Here is a 19,117-nt window from a genome sequence, read left to right as displayed (position 1 = left end):
ATTTCAATCAGTCTGTCGCCCGTGCCGTCGGTATTAATGCGGCGTAGCTCGTCGTTGGTTGTGACAGCGGAGCCATCGCTGAGATGTAGTACAGGTAGTTGTTGACGGGGTCGAGAGCCAGGCCGGTCGGGACGTTGCCACTGGAGAAAGTCAGCAGAGTGGTCGGCGCGCCAGAGCCCAGGTTAAACACCAGAATAGCTGGAGCAGTGCTGCGAACATCGGCCACAAAGGCCCGGTTGTTGGCCGCATCGACCACGATGGTTCCAGGGGCACCGGCGAAGCTGGTGGTTACCGGCGCGTCGCCGGTGCCGGTGGTTTGCACCCGGCGCAATTCGTCGCCCACGCCCGCGGTGGCCACGGCGTCGAAGAGGGTGTAATACACCTGTGCCTGACTGGTTGAGGCGAGGCTGAGCAGCAACGCCAACAGCAGGCACGCCTGCGTCAGCCGCTTTTTTGGGAGGTAGTGGTGTTTCACGGTAAGTAGCTAGGTAGAAATATGAAATAACCGGCGACCCCTAACCCAAAAAGGCGACCCTGTTCCGGGTATCAGAACAGAAGGCCGGGTCACCTTTTCGGGCGGGGCAGTTGGCTAAACTCTGGGGTGGGAACACGCCCTCCATGCAAATGATGTAGTTCAATACCAGGGAGGGCTGTAGCACGGGAAATGGCTGGCTACCGCCCGCGGGAGCAATTGCGGCCGGGTTGCCGGCCACGAAGTTGATTGCGGGGCCATAGGCATTCACGGTTACGGCCTCTTCGCTGCTCGTCACCAGGCCGTTGGTTTGGGCCAGGACGTTGCCAGTGGGGGAACTGGTAGTAGCCGCCGCGCTCGAAAATGCCAGCGCATGGGTGTGCGCGGGCAATTGGTTGGTGGTGAGGGTAACGTTCTCGCTACCCGTCACTTCTCCCTGATTGTAGTTGCTGGTACCGCCGCTTTGGCCCATTCCAATAACGACCCGGCCATTCAGGTTCGGTAGTGCGAAGGTGGTTTGGCCATTGCCGCCGTAAGTGGTGCCAATGATAGCGAAAAGAGCGGAATTCTGCGCAATAGATAGCTGAGCGCCGTTGCAGAAGGCCCAGCCCCTGGGCGCAAAGTTGCCCGCGAATAATTTGATGATGCCGATGAACTCGTCCATGAATGAGGGGGTGAAAAGTGGTAAAAGGAAGAAAAAGCAATAGTGAAGTCAGCGACAATGGTTGGCGGCGCGGCAGCAAAGCACAGCTATACAGCAGCGAGTTACATATTTTTTAATATATAGTATAATACTTTCATTTACACTGCCCCCCCCCGACAACTAGGGCCCAATTAGTCGATAATATCTAGTATAGTGGGTGCTAACTCCTAACATATTTGGGGAGAGCAAGCAGTATGCGGCCTTGTTAATAAGAATTTTCGCGCTGCCATCTCAACCCAACTGTTTGCGCGGAAGGCTCGCACCATAGCCCACAGTTCAGACGGTCGCTGCCACTCCGGCTAGCAGTGCCCCACCCTCAAAGGCTAGTCTTTTCCAGCGCTGCGCGGGTTGTTTGCCTGGCACATTCGCCCTACCCAGAATACTACATTTGAAGCGAGAACATCGCAGTATTTCAGCTCCACCAGAGCCGTTCGCATGGCAGGCATAAAGCTGTGGGAAGGCGGGAAGCTCTAGTCGCAGGGAATTAATCACGGACAGCTCATCACTGTCCGGCAAAATAGATAAGACTGCTGCTCAACCCGCCACCTGCTTATTCAGTACTGAATTCAGCACCTGGGCCAGCGGCTGTGACGCGGCTCTTGCCACAATTTTCAACCTACCTGTCCCCTACCACTACCCTCCCATGGCTACGAACCCTGAAACTGACCTACCGCCGACCAACCACGACGAGGCCCGGCGGAGCTTTCTTAGGCAGTCGTCGCTGCTCACGGCCCTGGCGCTGGTGCCGGGCCCGGTAGTGCACGCCGCCAGCGCCGAACTGGACGAGACGGTGGCTGCCGCCTTCGAAAAAATGCCCCTCAAGCTGGAAATCAACGGCAAAAAATATAAGTTCTCGGTGGAGCCCCGCACCACCCTGCTCGACTTGCTGCGCGAACAGCTGCACCTGACGGGCACCAAAAAAGGCTGCGACTACGGCCAGTGTGGCGCCTGTACCGTGCACGTAGACGGGCAGCGCGTGAACAGCTGCTTAAGCTTCGCGGTGATGCACGAGGGCAAGAAAATCACGACCATCGAGGGCCTGGCCGATGGCGACAAGCTGCACCCCATGCAGGAGGCGTTTGTGAAGCATGACGGCTTTCAGTGCGGCTACTGCACGCCGGGGCAGATTATGAGTGCTGTGGCGTGTGTGCGCGAGGGCCACGCCGACTCGGAGGCGGAAATCCGGGAATATATGAGTGGCAACATCTGCCGTTGCGGGGCTTACGCCAACATTGTGGCCGCCATTCAGGAAGTGAAGCAGGGAGGGCAAAAGGTATGAACCAGTTCCAGTACGTGCGGCCAACCCAGCAGCGGACGGCTATTACTGCCGTGGCCAAAGACCCTAATGCCACCTTCATTGCGGGCGGCACCAACCTAGTCGACCTAATGAAGCGCGGCGTGATGACCCCGCAAAAGCTGGTCGATATCAACCGCCTGCCGCTCACCAAAATCGAGCACCAGAAAAATAGCCTGCGCATCGGCGCGCTGGCCCTGAACGCGACCGTGGCCAACCACCAACTGGTGCGCGAGCGGCACCCGCTGCTAGCGCAGGCGCTCAATGCCGGGGCTTCGGCCCAGCTGCGCAACATGGCCACCGTGGGTGGCAACCTGCTCCAGCGCACCCGCTGCCCCTATTTCTACGACGTGACCCTGCCCTGCAACAAGCGCCAGCCGGGCTCCGGCTGCGGGGCACTCGAAGGCATTAACCGCATGCACGCCATTTTCGGCTTCAGTGACAAGTGCATTGCCGTGCACCCTTCCGACATGAGCGTGGCCCTGGCGGCTCTGGATGCCACCGTATTGGTGAGCGGCCCCAAAGGCGACCGCAGCATTGCTTTTGCCGACTTGCACCGCCTGCCCGGCGACGCTCCTGAAAAAGACACGACCCTGGAGCCGGGCGAACTCATTACTGCCGTGGAGGTGCCCGACGGACATTTTACCCGGTACGTGAGCTACTACAAAGTGCGGGAGCGCGCGAGCTACGCCTTTGCCCTGGTATCAGTCGCCGCGGCCCTCGACCTCGATGGCGACAACATCGTAGCGGCCCGCCTGGCCATGGGCGGCGTGGCCCACAAGCCCTGGCGGCTCGCTGCCGCCGAGCAGCACCTAATAGGCAAGCCCGCCACGGAAGCCAGCTTCCGGCAGGCGGCGGACGTAGCCATGCAGGGAGCGAAGGCTTTCAAACACAACGAATATAAGCTAAAGCTGGCGCCGAATACCATTGTGCAGGCCCTGAAAACCGCGGCTGCGGCTTAACTGCATGTAGCGTGGACTCTGCGAGTCCACGGGTGAACCCCACTACTCGCGGACTCGCAGAGTCCACGCTACATTACTCACTATCCGACCTCATTATGAAAGCGCAGAACAAGCAAATTGGAACCCCGATGAATCGGGTGGATGGCCGCCTGAAAGTGACGGGAGCGGCGACGTATTCGGCCGAGTACCAGCTGCCGGGTCTTGCCTACGCGGTGCTGGTGGGTAGCACCATCGCCAGGGGGCGCGTCAGCAGCATCGATACCCGGGCGGCGGAGCGGGCGCCGGGCGCGCTGGCCGTCATCACCCACTTCAACGCGCCCAAGGTGCCGGGCTTCGCCAAGGGCCAAAACCCTTCGCAGCCACCCACCGCCGGCCAGCCATTGCAAGTTTTTCAGGACGATAAAGTGCGTTTTAACGACCAGCCCATTGCCGTGGTAGTGGCCGATACCTACGAGCGAGCCCGCTTCGCGGCGGGGCTGGTGAAGGCGCAATACGTCCAGGAGAAGCACCAAACCGACATGACCGTGGGAACCAGGCAGGCCTTTCAGCCCACCCAGGCCCGGAAAAACCCGAAGTCGCCGGTGGCGGACTACCAGCGTGGACGGGCCGATGCCTACCAGACGGCGCCCATTAAGCTGGAAGCCGAGTATATTATCCCTACCGAAGTACACCATCCCATTGAGCTACAGGCCGTGACGGCGCACTGGGAGGCGCCCGACCGTCTCACGCTCTACGACAAGACCCAGGGCACCATCCGCACCCGCAACGACTTCGCCAAGGAATGGAACCTGCCCGAGGCCAATGTGAAAGTCATTGCCACCTTCGTGGGCGGGGCCTTCGGCAACGGGTTGCACAGCTGGCCGCACGAGTCGGCCGCCATTATGGCCGCCAAGCAGGTGAACCGGCCGGTGAAGCTGGTACTCAGCCGCGAGCAGATGTTTACTATGGTGGGCTATCGGCCCTATACCTGGCAGAAAATCGGGATGAGCGCCACGCCTGACGGCAAAATCACGGCCCTCACTCACGAGGCCACTGGGCAAACCTCGACCTACGAAGAATTCACGGAATCGACGGTGCAGCAGTCGCGCATGATGTACGCGGCCCCCAACGTGAACACCCGCTACCGCCTGGCGGCGCTCGACGTGAGCACGCCCATCTGGATGCGGGGCCCCGGCGAGGCCACCGGCGCGTTTGCCCTGGAGTCGGCCATGGATGAAATGGCCCACCAGCTGCGCCTCGATCCGCTGGAATTTCGCCTGCGCAACTACGCCGACCAGGACCCCGAAAACGGCCGGCCGTGGTCGACCAAGTTTCTGAAAGAGTGCTACCAGATGGGGGCTGAGCGCATTGGCTGGAGCAAGCGCCCGCTCACGCCCGGCACCCTGCGCGACGGCGACTGGCTAGTGGGCTACGGCATGGGCGTCGGCACCTTCGGCGCCCACCGGAGCAAGGCCCAAACCAGCGCCCGCCTGTTGCCCACCGGCACCGTACTCCTGCAATGCGCCACCACCGATATCGGCCCCGGCACGGGCACGGCCATGACCCAGATTGCGGCCGACACGCTAGGCCTGCCGCCCGAGAAAATCAGGTTTGAGCTGGGTAATTCGCAGTTTCCGACTGCCCCGACGCAGGGTGGCTCCTCCACGGTGAATAGCGTGGGCGCGGCCGTGCAGGAGGCCTGCCTGGCCCTCCGGGACAAGTTGCGCCAATTGGCCGCGGCCAGCAATTCGGCTTTCGCAGTGGCTCAGAAGGAAGACGTGGTTCTGGCTGATGGCTACCTGGCGTTGACCGGCAACCCGGCGGCACGGGCCAACTATGCCGACCTGGTCCGGCAGCCCGACGACGCCCTGGTCACCGTCGAGTCGAAGCCTAGCGAAGAGCAAAAAAAGTACTCCATGTATTCATTCTCGGTGCATTTTGCAAAGGTGCGTGTACAACCGCTCACCGGCGAAGTGCGGGTGAGCAAGCTGGTGTCATGCGCCGACGCGGGTACCATCGTCAACCTGAAAACCGCCGCCAATCAGATGAAAGGTGGGGCCGTGGGCGGCATCGGTATGGCCCTGATGGAAGCGGCTACGATTGACAACCGGTTCGGCCGCTACATCACCAAGGACCTGGCCGATTACCACGTGCCCGTGCATGCCGACGCCCCCGCCGTGGAGGTACTATTCGTGAACCAGCCCGACCCGCACGTGAATGCGTTGGGCACCAAAGGCATCGGCGAAATTGCCATTATCGGCGTGGCCCCCGCCATTGCCAATGCGGTGTTCAACGCCACCGGTAAGCGCATCCGGGAGCTGCCCATCACGCCGGACAAGCTTATTTAGAGCGTGTTTTATTGGCGCAGCCGGAGAACCTCACCCCTGGCCCTACCGGGTACGACCCCTCTCCAGAAGAGAGGGGAGACAGACGATTTGGTTTCGATGTCCGTGTAGCGTGGACTCTGCGAGTCCGCGCGTGGTCAGGATGCTGCCGGTCCGTTCAGGCGCGGACTCGCAGAGTCCACGCTACGTCCGTTTGTATAGTCACTCTCAAAACGCGCTAGTCATTACTTGTGGCTTGCGCTTAACTTGATAAGGTGGCTTTCTTCGCAAGCAACAACCGGTATACTTCGATTTTTTGCTCACTAGCACTGAATGTATTAGGCCACAAGGCAGTTGAGCTAGTACTTTTTGCGGGGTTTGGCCTAGGTAAGCGGCTTAATTTTGTAACCGCTACTAGTTGAAGTATGAATTTATTGCGCTCGCAAAACCCATTCTTATTGGTTTTGCTCACGGTTGGCTTGCTGGGTCTGCTTTCTTTACTAAAACCGGGCCTGACGGTGGGTGGCGTTGAGCTGCGCCCGGTGCGTCTGCTGGCCGACGTGCTACGCAAAGACCGCCCCGCGGTAGCGTCCCTGGTTCTGCCGCCGCCCAACGGCCCCGCCTCTCCCTCCCCCAAAGCGGGCGGCACCAAGGCCGCCCCCGCGGCTCCTGACTCGGCCGAGGTGCCCACCGTCGCGGAAGCCAAGCCTGCTGCCCCGGCCGTGGCCAACTTGGGTGGGCTCGACAGTTTTTTGGCCGCGCTGCGCCAGACCAAGGCCGACGGCCACAAAACCCGCATTGCCTACTTCGGCGATTCGATGATTGAGGGCGACCTGCTCACCGGCGACCTGCGCAACCGCCTCCAGACCGAATTTGGCGGCTCCGGCGTGGGCTTCGTGCCCATAAGCTCAGTTACGGCCGCGTTTCGGGAAACCATCCACGAAACGTTTTCTCCTAATTGGCAGGAATATAACCTAGTGTCGCCCAAGCTGCCGGCTACATACCCACTGGGAATTTCGGGGCACGTTTTCCTGCCCCGCGTGGTGCCGGCCGCGGCCGACAGCACGAGCGCGGCCGTGGGCGGCAGCTGGGTGCAGTTCCAGGCCGGCCAACGCTTTCCGGGGACGCGGCGCTTTGCCGAAGCCCACCTTTTTTACGGCCCCGGCACAAGCCGCGACCAGGTGCTAGTGACAACTGACGGGCACACCGTGCCCCACGCCCTCACCGGCATCGATGCGCTTACCGAGCTGGTGCTCAAGCCAGGCCGGCCAGCCCGGCAGCTGCGACTGGACTTTACCACCCACGGCCCGCGCCCGGTGTACGGGGTCAGCTTTGAAAGCCCGACTGGCATTACGTTGGATAATTTTTCCTTCCGGGGCAACAGCGGCATGTCGCTCACCCGCATTCCGTTTCGGCAGTTGGCGGCATTTGGCAAAGTCCTGGATTACCGCCTCATCATCCTGCACTACGGGGTGAACGTGGCCGATGCGCGCAACAAAAACTACGTTTTCTACGAGCGCGCTATGACCCGCGTGGTCGACCGCATGCAGCGGGCTTTTCCCCAGGCGAGCATCCTCATCATTGGCATGAGCGACAAAAGCTACCGCCTCGACGGTGAGTTTGTGACCGACCCGAGCGTGCCGCTGCTGCTGGCGGCCCAGCAGCGCCTGGCGCGCCGCAACCACGCCGCTTTTTGGAACCTGTTTCAGGCAATGGGTGGCGAAAACACGATGACCAGCTGGGTCGAAGCCTCGCCGCCGCTGGCCAACAAGGACTATACGCACGTCAATAGCCGGGGCGCCCAGAAAATAGCCAACCTACTCTATGCCTACCTTATGGGCGAGTATGCGCACCCCGGCGGAACCCCGGCGGCGGCACCGGTAACCCCGCCGCCACCCGCGGCCCCTGCCGGCCCCGACAGCATTCCGACGCCGTAGCGACGGCCGGCCTTATTTTCGCATTTTGCCCCGCATGTCGCTGCCCTTCTTTCGCCTGCTTCTAGTCAGCTTGCTGCTGGCAATCTGCTACCCGGCGCGGGCGCAGGTAGCGGGGCGGCTCGACAGCCTACAAGCGGCCTACCCCTTCCTGCACACGTCGGCCAACCGTATTGAAAACGCTCAGATTGGCCTGCAACGCTTCTACCAGCGGCTGGAGCAGCTGCCCCGGCACTGGGCCGGGCTGCCCCCGCCCGGCAGACGGGTGAGCGTGGTGCACCTCGGCGACTCGCACGTGCAGGCTGATGAGTTTTCGGGCCGGGTGCGGCAGGAACTGCAGCGCAGTTACGGCAACGCCGGGCGGGGCCTCGTGTTTCCGTACCGGGTGGCCCGCACCAACGGCTCGCCCACCGTCCGCACGGCCACCCGGAGTGGCCAGTGGCAGGCGCGGCGCGTGCTGGCCGCACCCGACAGCCTGCTGCCCATTGGCCTGAGTGGCCTCTCACTGGCAACCAGCGATTTGGATGCCACCTTTACCCTGCGCATTCCCTCCCTGCCCGGGCCCGACTACCGCTTCAGCAAGCTGACGCTGCTGCGCCAGCCCGGCCCGGCGGCCTTCGACTGGCAGCTGCGCGAAGCCCATGGTCGCCTGCTGGGCACTCTGCCGGGCGACACACCGGGCCTGGCTTCGGCTTTGCTGTTCGACTCGCTACGCAGCTTTGTAGAGCTGAGCGCCGCCCGCACGAGCCCCCGCCAAACCAATGGCCTGCTCTACGGTCTGCTGCTCGAAAATGGTCAGGCCGGCCTGTTTTACAACGCCATCGGCGTGAACGGCGCGGCCGTGCGCCACTATAACCGAGCTCCGCTGTTTTTCGAGCAGATGCCGGTGCTCCAGCCCGACCTGTTCATTATTTCGCTCGGTACCAACGACGCCTACGAACGGGACTTCGACGCCGTGCTTTTTGCCCAGCAGCTCGACACGCTGGTGAGCCGCCTGCGCCGCCGCTGCCCTCAGGCCGACGTGCTACTCACTGCCCCCGCCGACTCGTACCGCGCCCGCCGCTACCGCAACCCCGACCTGGCCCGCCTGCGCACCGTGCTGCGTGCCTACTGCCAGCAGCACGACCTGGCCTACTGGGACTTCGCGGCCGTGCAGGGCGGCTACGGCTCCATGCGTGCCTGGCAGGCGCGCGGCCTCGCCCAGGCCGACCTCGTTCACTTCACCCCCAAAGGCTACGACGTGCAGGGCCTTTTGCTTTACCTCGCGCTCCAGGATGGATTTGCTTCGCTCCCTCACCGATAAACTCGACTTCGACCGGCTGCTTGCCCAGTTCGTCTACCACCCCAAAAGCCCCCTGATTTTCAATACGGGGTTCTTTTTGCTGCTCTTCCTGGTCTTTCTGGCCGGGTACCAGCTGCTGCGCCACCAACACCGGGCCCGGTTGCTATACGTCACGGCATTCTCGCTGTTTTTCTACTACAAGTCGAGCGGGCTGTACTTTCTGCTGCTCGTGTTTTCGACGGTAGTCGAATACAATTTTGCCCGCTGGATTGCCGACTCCAGCAGCCCCGCCCGCCGCAAGCTACTGCTCACGCTCAGCCTGATAGTCAACCTGGGCATGCTTTTTTATTTTAAGTATACCAACTTCTTTCTCAGCGGCTACCAGGCCCTGACGGGGCAGCCGGTGCCAATGCTGCACGTGTTGCTGCCGGTGGGCATCTCGTTCTATACCTTCCAAACCCTAAGCTATACCATTGACGTGTATCGGGGTCAGATTAAGCCGCTGCGCAACATCTGGGACTTCGCATTTTTCGTGTCGTTTTTTCCGCAGCTGGTGGCCGGGCCCATCGTGCGGGCCTCCGATTTTATTCCCCAGATAAGCAAGCGCGTGTTCATCTCGCGCGAGGACATGGGCCGGGCGGTGCTGCTCATCGCAGCAGGCCTGTTCAAGAAAGCCGTGATTTCCGACTACATCAGCCTGAACTACGTCGAGCGTATTTTCGACAACCCCGGCCTGTACAGCGGCATCGAAAACCTGCTCGGCGTGTATGGCTACGCCCTGCAGATTTACTGCGATTTTTCGGGCTATTCCGACATTGCCATCGGCATCGCGCTGCTGCTGAGCTACCGGCTGCCGCCCAACTTCCTGTCGCCCTACCAGTCCACGAGCATCACCGAGTTTTGGCGGCGCTGGCACATTTCGCTCTCCTCCTGGCTGCGCGACTACCTCTACATCCCGCTGGGCGGCAACCGCAAGGGCGTGGTCCGGCAGTACATCAATCTGTTTCTGACGATGTTGCTCGGCGGCCTCTGGCACGGAGCCTCGCTCACGTTTGTGGCCTGGGGCGCGCTGCACGGCCTGGCCCTGGCCGTAGACAAGCTGTATCAGCAGGTATTTCGGCCGCGGGCTACCTGGCTCAACAAGCTGCTGGGCTGGTTCATCACCTTCCATTTCGTGTGCTTCTGCTGGATTTTCTTCCGGGCCGGCACTTTCGAGGTCGCCACCCAGGTCATCTACCAGATTACCCACGCTCTGCGGCCCGATTTGCTGTTGCAGGTGGTGGGCTCCTTCCGGCCAGTATTTGCGCTAGTGGCGCTGGGCTACGTGCTGCATTTCGTGCCCGATGGGCTTACGCTTCACCTCGAAGGTGTACTGGCCCGGCGCTCGGTGGTGACGCAGGCGGTGGTGCTCACGGCCGTTATCTGGCTGGTTATTCAGGTGAAATCAGCCGAAATCCAGCCATTTATCTATTTTCAGTTTTAAGGCTGGCGCGGCCTCACGCTCCGATGGAAAATAAGCGGACTTGAAAAAGTCTCAGGTACTTTATACAACCGCGTTGGCCGTCAGGCCAGCAACGGCCTTCAGCGCCGTTCTCTACCGACGGTATCGGTACCGGCCAATGGCTCGACTACGGTGAGTATTATCTGCTACGTGCCCGGCCTGGATTTCGGCGCTGGCTTGCAACTGACGCTCGAATCGGGCATTTAACCGGCCTGAACTGAGCAGCTGCTGAACCGGACTCGCCCATCCAGTTAATTCCTGATTCTTCAGGTACCCTTCACGTTCAAAAAGCAAAAGCCTGCTCCTAATACTAGGAGTAGGCTTTTTAACGTGCAGTGCAGCACGCCATGAAAATTACCCCACTGGGGACCCATCGGGCACCGGAAATGTGACGACGAACTCGGCATTGGGTTGGCCGGGGGATGGCAAATGCAGAGCCCCACCCAGCTGGTGGGCCAGACTCTGCACCAGCCGCAAGCCCAACGACGAGGCCCGGCTGACCACGAAATCGGGTGGTAAGCCGGGACCATCGTCGGTCACAACCAGGCGGTACTGCCTGGCCTCGGCGGCTAGGTCGGGGCCCAAAGCCACGGCCACGGTACCGGGCCGGCCATTGGCGAAGGCGTACTTGAAGGCATTGCTCAACAGCTCGTTTACAATGAGACCCAACGGCACGGCCGCATCTGTGCTTAGCCACACCCCCTCGCCCTGCACGGTTACCTGCACGGCGGGCACGGCAAACGTGCGCTGCAAATGCCTGACCAGCTGCTCGGCAAACTGCTGAAAATCAATCTGAGCTAGGTCGTCAGCCTGGTAAAGCAGCTCGTGGGCCAGGGCAATGGACTTCACCCAGTTCTGGCCTTCTCGCAGGGCCGCCACCACGTGAGGCAATCGGTTCTGCGCCTGGGCCTGCAACGCCAGCAGGCTACTCACGATTTGTAAGTTATTTTTAACGCGGTGATGAATCTCCTTCAGGAGCACTTCTTTATCATTCAGACTCCGCCGCAGCCGCTGCTGCACATACTCGAGTTCGTCATTGCGAATCCGGCTTTCGGCTTCAGCAGCGCGCAGCTTCTGACTGGTGCGGCGTTGCAAACGATAGCGGTGGTAGGTGGCGGCCCCGGCGGCCACAGCCAGCAGCAGCCCGACGGCGAGCAGGTCGCGGGTGAACCGCTCCCAACGAGTTTCGGCCTTTTGCAGGGCGGCTTGGCCGCGCAGCAATCGAATCTGGGCTTCTTTTTGCCCCGCCTGGTAGCGGGCCGTGAAATGGGCCAGTTGCGCGGCTCTTTCGACGGTGAAGAGCGAATCGCTGAGCTGATGGCTCCGCAACTGGTAGCGGTAGGCGGCGGCGTACTCGTAGCGGAGGGCGCTCAGGGCGGCAAAGTCTTCGTAGGATCCTAGCAGGCCATAGGCTGATTTGAGCTTTTTGCTGAGAGCCAGCGCCTGCTGGGCCGAGCGCAGAGCGGGCCCCCACTGGCCCATCTGCTGCTGCGCCAGCGCTAGGGCGTTGAGGGCAGAAACCAGCGGGGTGGACTGGTCATTTTGCTCAAATAGCGTCACGGCGCGTTGGTAGTAGCCCAGCGCGGCCCGATAGTCGCGCTGGGCGTAGGCCACCTCCCCCAGCCCATGCACCAGGTAGCCCAGTTCGGCGCGGGCCGTGGCTGTATGCAGCTGCTGCCCCAGGCGGAGGCCGGCCAGCAAGTGCTGCCAGGCGGCCCGGTAGCGCTGCTGCTCCTGAAACAAAAGCCCCAGCGCAGCGTGCACCCCAACCAGTGCCACAGTATCGAGGCGGGGCTGCCCGCGCAGCAAGGCCAGCGCGCGGGTGGTATAGGCTACGGCCCCGGGCAGGTCGTCGAGCACCTGGCTCAGGGCGCCCAGGTTGCGCAAGGCTATAATTTGGGGAACCTGGCTGTGAGTACTCTCGGACAGCCGCAGTTGCTGGAGGTGCGCCTCCATTGCTTCGGGATACTGGCCCGCGCTTCGATGAACCACTCCCAGGTCGTTGTAGGCCACCATCATTTCGTGCGTGTTGCCGAGCTGCCGCCACAGCTCCAGCGCGGCCCGAAATGCAGCCTGCGCGGCCGCAAACTGTCCGCGCCCTTCTTCGGCTTCGCCCTCAGTGCGATAGGTACGGGCCACCTCCGCCCGTAGGCCCCGCACCTGCGCCTGGGCACGGGCAGCCCGCATGTAGGTAATTACCCACGCCGCCCGCTCGGGCGCATTGACGCCGCTCAAACCAGCCTGAATGAGGGCACTCACGGCCAGGCTGTCGAGCCCGGCGGCGCGGGCCAGAGCGTATGCTTGCTGGGCGGCGCGGCGGCTGGCTGCCGTATCGGTGGCGTAGGTGGCTCGGCTGGTGGCCAGCCGGGACTGCACCTGGGCCCGTACCGTCGGCTGGGCTCCAACAGGAATGGCGGGAACCATAAATAGAGCCGCCAGCAGAACCACTCCCGCTTTTAATAGCCCCAGAATTCGGGGTGGCCTCATTGTTTCAAACTAACTATCATTCGCTGATGCGGGTGCTGTGCCGCCAACCATAGATTAAGCGTGCGGGATTGGGAAAGATAGTGCATTCTCCGAAATGGCATCTCGAAGATTACGAGTAGCCGCCATGAACGGAAATTCCTGATTAGAAATTCCGCCAGAGTTCAACCTGTATTGCGCACGCCCGGTGGCAAAACCTGTGACCCGTAGTTAGGTGACGGGCCCACCCAGCAGGTTGAGCCGCGCCATCAGGGCCGACTGATAGGCCCGCCCCACCGGAATGCTCCGGCCGGCCACCACTACTGTCTGGCCATCCAAAATCGTTATGCGACTAACAGCTACGATATAAGACTTGTGGATACGCAGAAAATCGGCCGGCGGCAGGCGCTCCTCCACTTGCTTGAGCGAGGCCACGGCCGTGTAGCGAGTACCCGAGCGGGTGTGCAGGGTGGTGTAGTTGCCATCGGCTTCGAGCCAGTAAAGGTCCCCAAAATCAACCCGCACTAGCTGTTTACGGTCGCGCACAAACAAGCTGGTGGGCGTGAGCAAGGCCGGCGGGGAGGGAGCCGGTGCTTCGGCCAGGGCCATTTCCAGCGCGACGAACACCTCGTGCTCATCGAAAGGCTTGACGAGGTAGCCCCGCGGGTGTGCCTGCTTGGCACGGGCCACGGTGGCGGCGTCGGCCAGGGAAGTCACGAATACGAACGGCAGCCCAAACTCGGCCCGCAGGCGCCCGGCCAAGTCAATGCCATCCAGCTCCCCGCGCAGGGTGATGTCGAGCAAGGCGACGGTGGGCATCATGGGCAGGCTGCGCAAGAGCTTCAGGGCATCGGTGGCGTGGTCGGCTACGCCTACCACCTCGTGGCCCAGCCCCTCCACAATAGACCGTAAATGTTCAGCGATAATAAACTCGTCCTCAACAATGAGAATCTGGGCCATACGGTAGAAAATGAAACTCGCGGTAACTGGACGGTAAGATGATCTGCTAAGAAAACAAAAAACTAGGCATTGGGCAGTTGCCGGACTGTTAAGAAATTCATCAGAATGACGCGCCAGCCACTTATCACTCGATAATCATCTAACTATCTTCGAGTACTGTTATCAGTTCGGCCATTAGGTGATAGAGTATCTAGCAGTTAATCGAATTATTTAACGGGCCTGACCGGCAGGAAGAGCAGCTAGTCAGGGAATAACCAGCGCCGCGGTTCAGCTGATTTCGTCGCTGAATGCGCTGGGTGGCCCTCAATTCAACAGAAAGCCCGGCCGCAAGTGTTTGCGGCCGGGCTTTGGTAATGGCTAAAAGCCGATTAGGCCTTAGTCTTTCGGCTTAATCTTCGTCTTGTTACGCTTTTCCTTCACCTTGGCATCGGCCGGCACCGCTACGGCGGGGGCAGAGGTGGTGGTTGAAGCGGGCTCTGTCGTCGTCGTTGTCGTCTCCACGGTGGTGGAAGGCGCCTGGGCAGGAGTGCTTTCTACTGCGGCGGGAGCAGCAGGAGCGGGAGCAGCCGGCGTAACGGTGGTCTGCTTAGTCGTGGTAGTGCTGGTTTGAGCACTTGCCGAGTAGCCACCAGTGGCGAACAAGAGGGCGAGAAGGAAGAGTTGCTTTTTCAAAATACCAAAAGGTTAGTGGAAAAATTGCCGACACTAGTAAAGCGCGGCTTTGAACTTGCCTTTAACGAGCATCAGGAATCAAATGTTGTGTGCGGCCTGAAAAATAATTTCAATCAACCCATTTCATGTTGAAGCTACTGGAGCTGTTTAGGAAGTCGCTCAAAGGAAATTCAAACGTTCTGCTCATCTGGCGTCCGCCTTGGGCACCGGTGGTTGCTTCTGACGTACGCCTTCGCGGCGCACTACCGGCCCACCGCTAATGGCTATGATATTTCTGCAAAATGAAATAATATCATAGCGGGATCATAGCCATGTGCTATGATATTTTTGCAAAATGGAATAATATCATAGGCCTTTATCATGCCGCGTTCTACTGTTCTTTCTACCCGGTTGCCGGCCCGCGTCCGGGCTTGGTTTGGCCTCACGCAGGCCGAGCTGACGCTGTTTCGGCGCGTTAGCCCGGCCACGGGCCAACACGCCGAAAGCGGGCGCTACCCGCCGCGCCGCCCTCCCCGCCTAGCTGCCCCCCTGGCGCCAGCAAAAAGCCGCGCTTGCCAGTCGGCAGCGGGGCTTTCTGCTGAGCAGGTAAGCGCCCTGCGTCGATTCCGTGGCGCTCAACAGGACCAACTGCCCGAGTGACCCTCGTCTACCATCAGCAAATCGAAGAAGCTAGGGCGGATTCTTTAGAAGCTATTTAAAACTACTGAAGCTGTTTAGGAAGTCGGTTTTCGGCATGCTTCGGCTGCGCGGACGCCAGATGGGCATAACATTTCGGGGGGTTCTGGATGACTTCCTAATAACAGTTTCAAGACCTTACTTCATGGATGACAACCCATACTGCGCTATTTTTTCTCAAAGACTACTATGGCGAAGGATTGGCTGGGGGTCACGAATTGTTCCTGCAGGCTGTAGAGCGTGGGGCTCTGGAGAAAATAATCATAGTTGATGGCTTTGGGATTGTGTTTGAGGCGGTAGCTATAGTGACTATCCCATAGAAAGAGGCTGCCTTTGGGGGCGGCATCGACATTGGGCTGGTCGATGTAGCGGGCGGCGGGTGTGAACTGGGAACGGCTGCGCTTGAGCCAGTAGAAAAACATGGTGTGATTGACGTAGATGGGTCGGCCGGCATACTGCTCTTCGTTTCGCCGAAACCAATAGGCCAGGTCCTGCATGGCGCGGTCTTCCTCACTCAGCTTGATGGGCCGCACGTTCAGCAAGGCGACGAAGGCGGCTACGCCGGCCACCGAATAGTTGAGCAGCCGCGCCGTGCCGGGCAGCAACAGCGCGGTGCAGGCCATGAGCACTCCAAGGCCGGGCTTGTCATCGGGGTCGGTAGTGAGCTTAACCCCATTGTTCTTATAATTAAGGTATAAGAAGGTGCCTACCAGCAGGGGCCCCAGCCAGTAGGCCGCCTTGAAGCGCTCCTTGTGGCCAAGGGTGGCGGCCAGCCCGTAGGCCCCGGCTACGGCTACCAGCGGCGAGACAACCAGCAAATAGCGCAGGTTGCCGCCGGTAGAAGGGCCGACCGCGGCCCCCTTCCAGTTGAAGAAACAGTGCAGCAGCAGGTAGCCGACGATGGGCACGACCAGGTACCAGTCGGGCCGCTGCCGCTTCAGCGTGCTCCAGCCGAGGTAGTGCACCAGCAGCGTGACGGCGGCTGGCCCGAAAATGACCATGCTGGTAAGGAAATAGTGACCGAAACCCTGGCGCGGATAAAGGTCCTGGGTATTCCCGGATTGGCCCATAATCTGATGCAGGAGGTAGATGGGGTCGCCGTAGAAATACGCACCGTAGAAATTCTGAAGCAGGGGAAAAAGAATGCTCGAGCCAGCCGCGGCCCACTCCCGGCGCCTCAGCAAATCGAGCCCGTAGAGCCCCAGAAAAGGAAAAAACTCCTGGCGAATGGTGCAGATGTAGCTGATGCAAAGCATCGAGAGCAGCGGGCGGCGCCGCACGTGGAGGTAGTAGGCCAGCACGAGCAGGAAAGCCGTGGGGATTTCGGAGTAGTTGCGGAAGGCCAGGGCCACCCACAGCGGTTGGGCCACCGTGAGCACGAAAGCGGCCAGCGCCATGCGGCTGCCCCGGGCCTCTACGGCGCGTGCAGCCAGGTAGCCGGAACCAGCAGCCAGCAGGCAGTTGAGCAGCGTAACGGCGTTTATCCCCGCCAGCGCGGGCACGGCGTAGAGGAGCTTGTAGCCAAACTTCGCCCAGTTGCTCAGGATGGACCTGGGGTCGTCCCAGAAGGTGAGCATGCCCAGAAAATGGCCAACCTCATCCTGCTGATAGAACCCCGTGGAAGCAAAGGAGAAGACGAAATAGCAGCCCGCCGTAAAAGCCGTTAGGATAAGCAGGGTCTTGCGGCTGATGCGGAATGCATCATCCCGCACGGGAGCATGAATGGCAACTGAAGCTTGCTTAACCATGGAAGGCAAGTGGATATGAAATCTTTGAGCCTACTCTTTCGAGTCGGGCTTAGCTGAGTGGCTCATGCACGCTGGGGCTGGCCTTTTTTGACGCATTAGCATCATGCATTGCCCCAGGATGGGACCGGCAAACGAGGTTAAGCGGGAGTGGATCCGGGAGATATTCTAGAATATTTTGGATGCGCTAACCAGACCGAATTCACCAAAAAAAGGCTGCTGACGAATCATAAAAAAAGCACGTTACTAAATCACAGCTCTGTGTATCAGCTATTTTATACACCTATAATAGTGGTTGCAGTAATACATCTGAGGCAGTCGGGCAGGAGCCGGCGGCGGGGCGAAATCGGATTGTAGAGGGAAATGGTGGTGGGGTGATCCAAGGAATTTTGTCGTTGGTCCTGGCTAGGGCGTCGTTGGTCCAATCAGGTATTCCTGACGCTAGGATGAAGTGCGCCTGACTCGGCAACTTCGGAGCAGCTAATCAACTGCCTTTCACTCTCCCTTCTATCACAAGTCCTGCTAACCCAGGCCCCCTGCTACCCGCCCAACCACGCGCTGCGAGCGACCAGGCCACCGGCCGGTGCTCACGCCTGGCGGGACTAAGCCCTTCTACCCCCCAACCAATCCTCATCTCCTTTGCGGGTACGGCAACCGGCCAAAAGCGGTAGCGAGTGAGTAAGCTAGCGCTGCTCCTGGCCGTGCATGTTATCTATCAATAGTTTCCCAATAGTTTTCACTTTTTCCTAACCCATTTTTCCTTTCTTGTAATGACAAAACACCTGAAAGCCCTGCGCACTACCGCGCCGCTGGCACTGAGCATTACTGCGCTGCTGGCAGCTAGCAGCTGCTCTCGTGAAGAGAGTACGACGCCTGCTCCTACCCCGACGGGCACCACGGCCACATCCAATGCGGTGGCGGCCGACCTGGTACCCGCGCCCGCGCTCACGGCCGAATCCTGGACGAACGGCTTTCTCACGAGCACTGGCGTAGTGGTGCCCGAAAACCGGCAAAAAGGCCTGCCCAATGTGGTGCTGGGCGGGGTGCCCTTCGTGAAAAGCAACAACCCGGAGAAATTTACCAGCACGGGCTGGCTCGTGCAGCACGCCTACACGCACCCCACCCGCGGGGGCAACAACACCTGGCTGAGCGGCAACTTCAACATCTACGTCAGCCACCTCAACGGAACCGGGGCACTGGCTTATCTGCAAGTCATCCTGGTTAATCCGCACAGTACGCCAATCACCGTTTCGTACCGGGGCTCCATCCTCACATCGGGCGAGGCCGGCGACGCCAACGGGGTCATCGGCAAGTCGAACTACTACACCGTGAGCGAGCGGCTGCTCACGCTGCCCACCACCGTGACCACCAAAGTCATTCCGGCCGGTGGGGCCGTATTTGTTGCCCTGAAAACCATGAACCCCAGCGGCAGCGCTGACGGCACGCTTTTCGTGAATGCTGGCTCACCCGGCGTCTTCACCTACGTGGTGGCCACGGCGACCGACAAGATAGAAGAGGGCCTCGCCTTGGCTAGTGCTTCGGCCACCCGCCGGCCTGCCGCGGGCAACATCAAGCCGCCTTCCACCGCGGCCTTTGGGACGGAAGCCGGCGTGTATGCCTTCTCGAAAGTGACGGCTGATGCGCCGGTGCCCCTGCCCGCGGGCATCGGCCACATTGGCCTGACGGTGAACTACGCCGGCTACACCCCCATCCCCAACAGTTCGTTTATCCAAACCGCGCCACCTTCCCAGAACGGCAGCGGCCAAACCCTGCGCCTGGGTGACTCGGCCTACCGCACCTGCGGCAACTACAACCACGAATACAATATCAACCTGCGTTTGCAGAACCCCCTGAGCCGTCCGCGCCGGGTGCGGGTGTGGTTTGCGGCCAATGCCATCACGGCCGACCGCCAGCTCCTTTACAACGGGGCGTTCCAGTTTAACGGAAGCGGACCGGTGAAAGTCCTCATCACCCCCGCCACCTCGGCCACAAACCGCCCCAAGCAAGAGCTGACGGCAGATGTCAATGGCAATTCGCTGCCGCTAACGGTAGCGGCCGGCGCCACGCTGAATGTCCCCCTGCGGTTCTTCATCCCAGGTCTGGCCTCGGCTGGCTCCCACATCATCCTGGAAACCCAGGATTAAGGGTAGG

The 19,117-nt window shown here is 60.6% G+C and carries 14 protein-coding genes; 8 read left to right on the top strand and 6 right to left on the bottom strand.

Annotated elements, in window-relative coordinates; genetic code table 11:
* Positions 1 to 7: 7 nt before the first annotated feature.
* Both WX88_RS15915 and WX88_RS15910 read right to left on the bottom strand, forming a co-directional pair.
* Positions 8 to 475 carry a YncE family protein gene (locus tag WX88_RS15915; protein ID WP_046245385.1) on the bottom strand — a complete coding sequence of 156 codons (468 nt, stop codon included), beginning with the start codon at positions 473 to 475 and terminating at the stop codon, positions 8 to 10.
* A gap of 40 nt (positions 476 to 515) precedes the next feature.
* On the bottom strand, positions 516 to 1,136 hold the full coding sequence (locus WX88_RS15910) for a phage tail protein (protein WP_072053031.1): 621 nt from the start codon (positions 1,134 to 1,136) through the stop codon (positions 516 to 518).
* A gap of 682 nt (positions 1,137 to 1,818) precedes the next feature.
* Here WX88_RS15910 and WX88_RS15905 point away from each other — a divergent pair.
* The 6 genes from WX88_RS15905 to WX88_RS15880 all read left to right on the top strand — a co-directional run bounded on the left by WX88_RS15905 (position 1,819) and on the right by WX88_RS15880 (position 10,433).
* Positions 1,819 to 2,454 carry a (2Fe-2S)-binding protein gene (locus WX88_RS15905; protein WP_046245384.1) on the top strand — a complete coding sequence of 212 codons (636 nt, stop codon included), beginning with the start codon at positions 1,819 to 1,821 and terminating at the stop codon, positions 2,452 to 2,454.
* Positions 2,451 to 3,431 carry an FAD binding domain-containing protein gene (locus tag WX88_RS15900; RefSeq protein ID WP_046245383.1) on the top strand — a complete coding sequence of 327 codons (981 nt, stop codon included), beginning with the start codon at positions 2,451 to 2,453 and terminating at the stop codon, positions 3,429 to 3,431. Before WX88_RS15905 ends, WX88_RS15900 begins: the two co-directional genes overlap by 4 nt.
* Before the next feature lie 95 nt (positions 3,432 to 3,526).
* On the top strand, positions 3,527 to 5,758 hold the full coding sequence (locus WX88_RS15895; protein WP_046245382.1) for a xanthine dehydrogenase family protein molybdopterin-binding subunit: 2,232 nt from the start codon (positions 3,527 to 3,529) through the stop codon (positions 5,756 to 5,758).
* 401 nt (positions 5,759 to 6,159) lie between these two features.
* Positions 6,160 to 7,671, top strand: coding sequence for an SGNH/GDSL hydrolase family protein (locus WX88_RS15890; RefSeq protein ID WP_052732747.1), 1,512 nt, complete (start codon positions 6,160 to 6,162; stop codon positions 7,669 to 7,671).
* 34 nt (positions 7,672 to 7,705) lie between these two features.
* A complete protein-coding gene (locus tag WX88_RS15885; RefSeq protein WP_046245381.1) occupies positions 7,706 to 8,971 on the top strand; it encodes a GDSL-type esterase/lipase family protein in 1,266 nt (421 codons plus the stop codon).
* Positions 8,943 to 10,433, top strand: coding sequence for an MBOAT family O-acyltransferase (locus WX88_RS15880; protein ID WP_046245380.1), 1,491 nt, complete (start codon positions 8,943 to 8,945; stop codon positions 10,431 to 10,433). Before WX88_RS15885 ends, WX88_RS15880 begins: the two co-directional genes overlap by 29 nt.
* Positions 10,434 to 10,805: 372 nt before the next feature.
* On the opposite strand, the gene WX88_RS27770 is transcribed toward WX88_RS15880, so the two are convergent.
* The 3 genes from WX88_RS27770 to WX88_RS15865 all read right to left on the bottom strand — a co-directional run bounded on the left by WX88_RS27770 (position 10,806) and on the right by WX88_RS15865 (position 14,546).
* Positions 10,806 to 12,875: a sensor histidine kinase gene (locus WX88_RS27770; protein ID WP_052732746.1), complete on the bottom strand. Its 2,070-nt coding sequence runs from the start codon at positions 12,873 to 12,875 to the stop codon at positions 10,806 to 10,808.
* 270 nt (positions 12,876 to 13,145) lie between these two features.
* Complete coding sequence (locus tag WX88_RS15870) at positions 13,146 to 13,874, bottom strand: LytR/AlgR family response regulator transcription factor (RefSeq protein WP_046245379.1); 729 nt, start codon at positions 13,872 to 13,874, stop codon at positions 13,146 to 13,148.
* A gap of 375 nt (positions 13,875 to 14,249) precedes the next feature.
* A complete protein-coding gene (locus tag WX88_RS15865) occupies positions 14,250 to 14,546 on the bottom strand; it encodes a hypothetical protein (protein WP_046245378.1) in 297 nt (98 codons plus the stop codon).
* Between the two features lie 360 nt (positions 14,547 to 14,906).
* On the opposite strand from WX88_RS15865, the gene WX88_RS15860 reads away from it, so the two are divergent.
* Entirely contained in the window at positions 14,907 to 15,185 is a 279-nt protein-coding gene (locus tag WX88_RS15860; protein ID WP_156176175.1) for a hypothetical protein, read from the top strand.
* Between the two features lie 203 nt (positions 15,186 to 15,388).
* Here the strand turns inward: WX88_RS15860 and WX88_RS15855 are convergent, their stop codons facing one another.
* A complete protein-coding gene (locus WX88_RS15855) occupies positions 15,389 to 16,969 on the bottom strand; it encodes a DUF2029 domain-containing protein (protein ID WP_046245376.1) in 1,581 nt (526 codons plus the stop codon).
* Between the two features lie 767 nt (positions 16,970 to 17,736).
* Here WX88_RS15855 and WX88_RS15850 point away from each other — a divergent pair.
* Entirely contained in the window at positions 17,737 to 19,110 is a 1,374-nt protein-coding gene (locus tag WX88_RS15850) for a hypothetical protein (RefSeq protein ID WP_046245375.1), read from the top strand.
* Positions 19,111 to 19,117: the final 7 nt, after the last annotated feature.

The organism is Hymenobacter terrenus, from assembly GCF_000972495.1.
Lineage (GTDB): Bacteria > Bacteroidota > Bacteroidia > Cytophagales > Hymenobacteraceae > Hymenobacter > Hymenobacter terrenus.
This window is presented reverse-complemented; position numbering and strand designations above follow the sequence as displayed.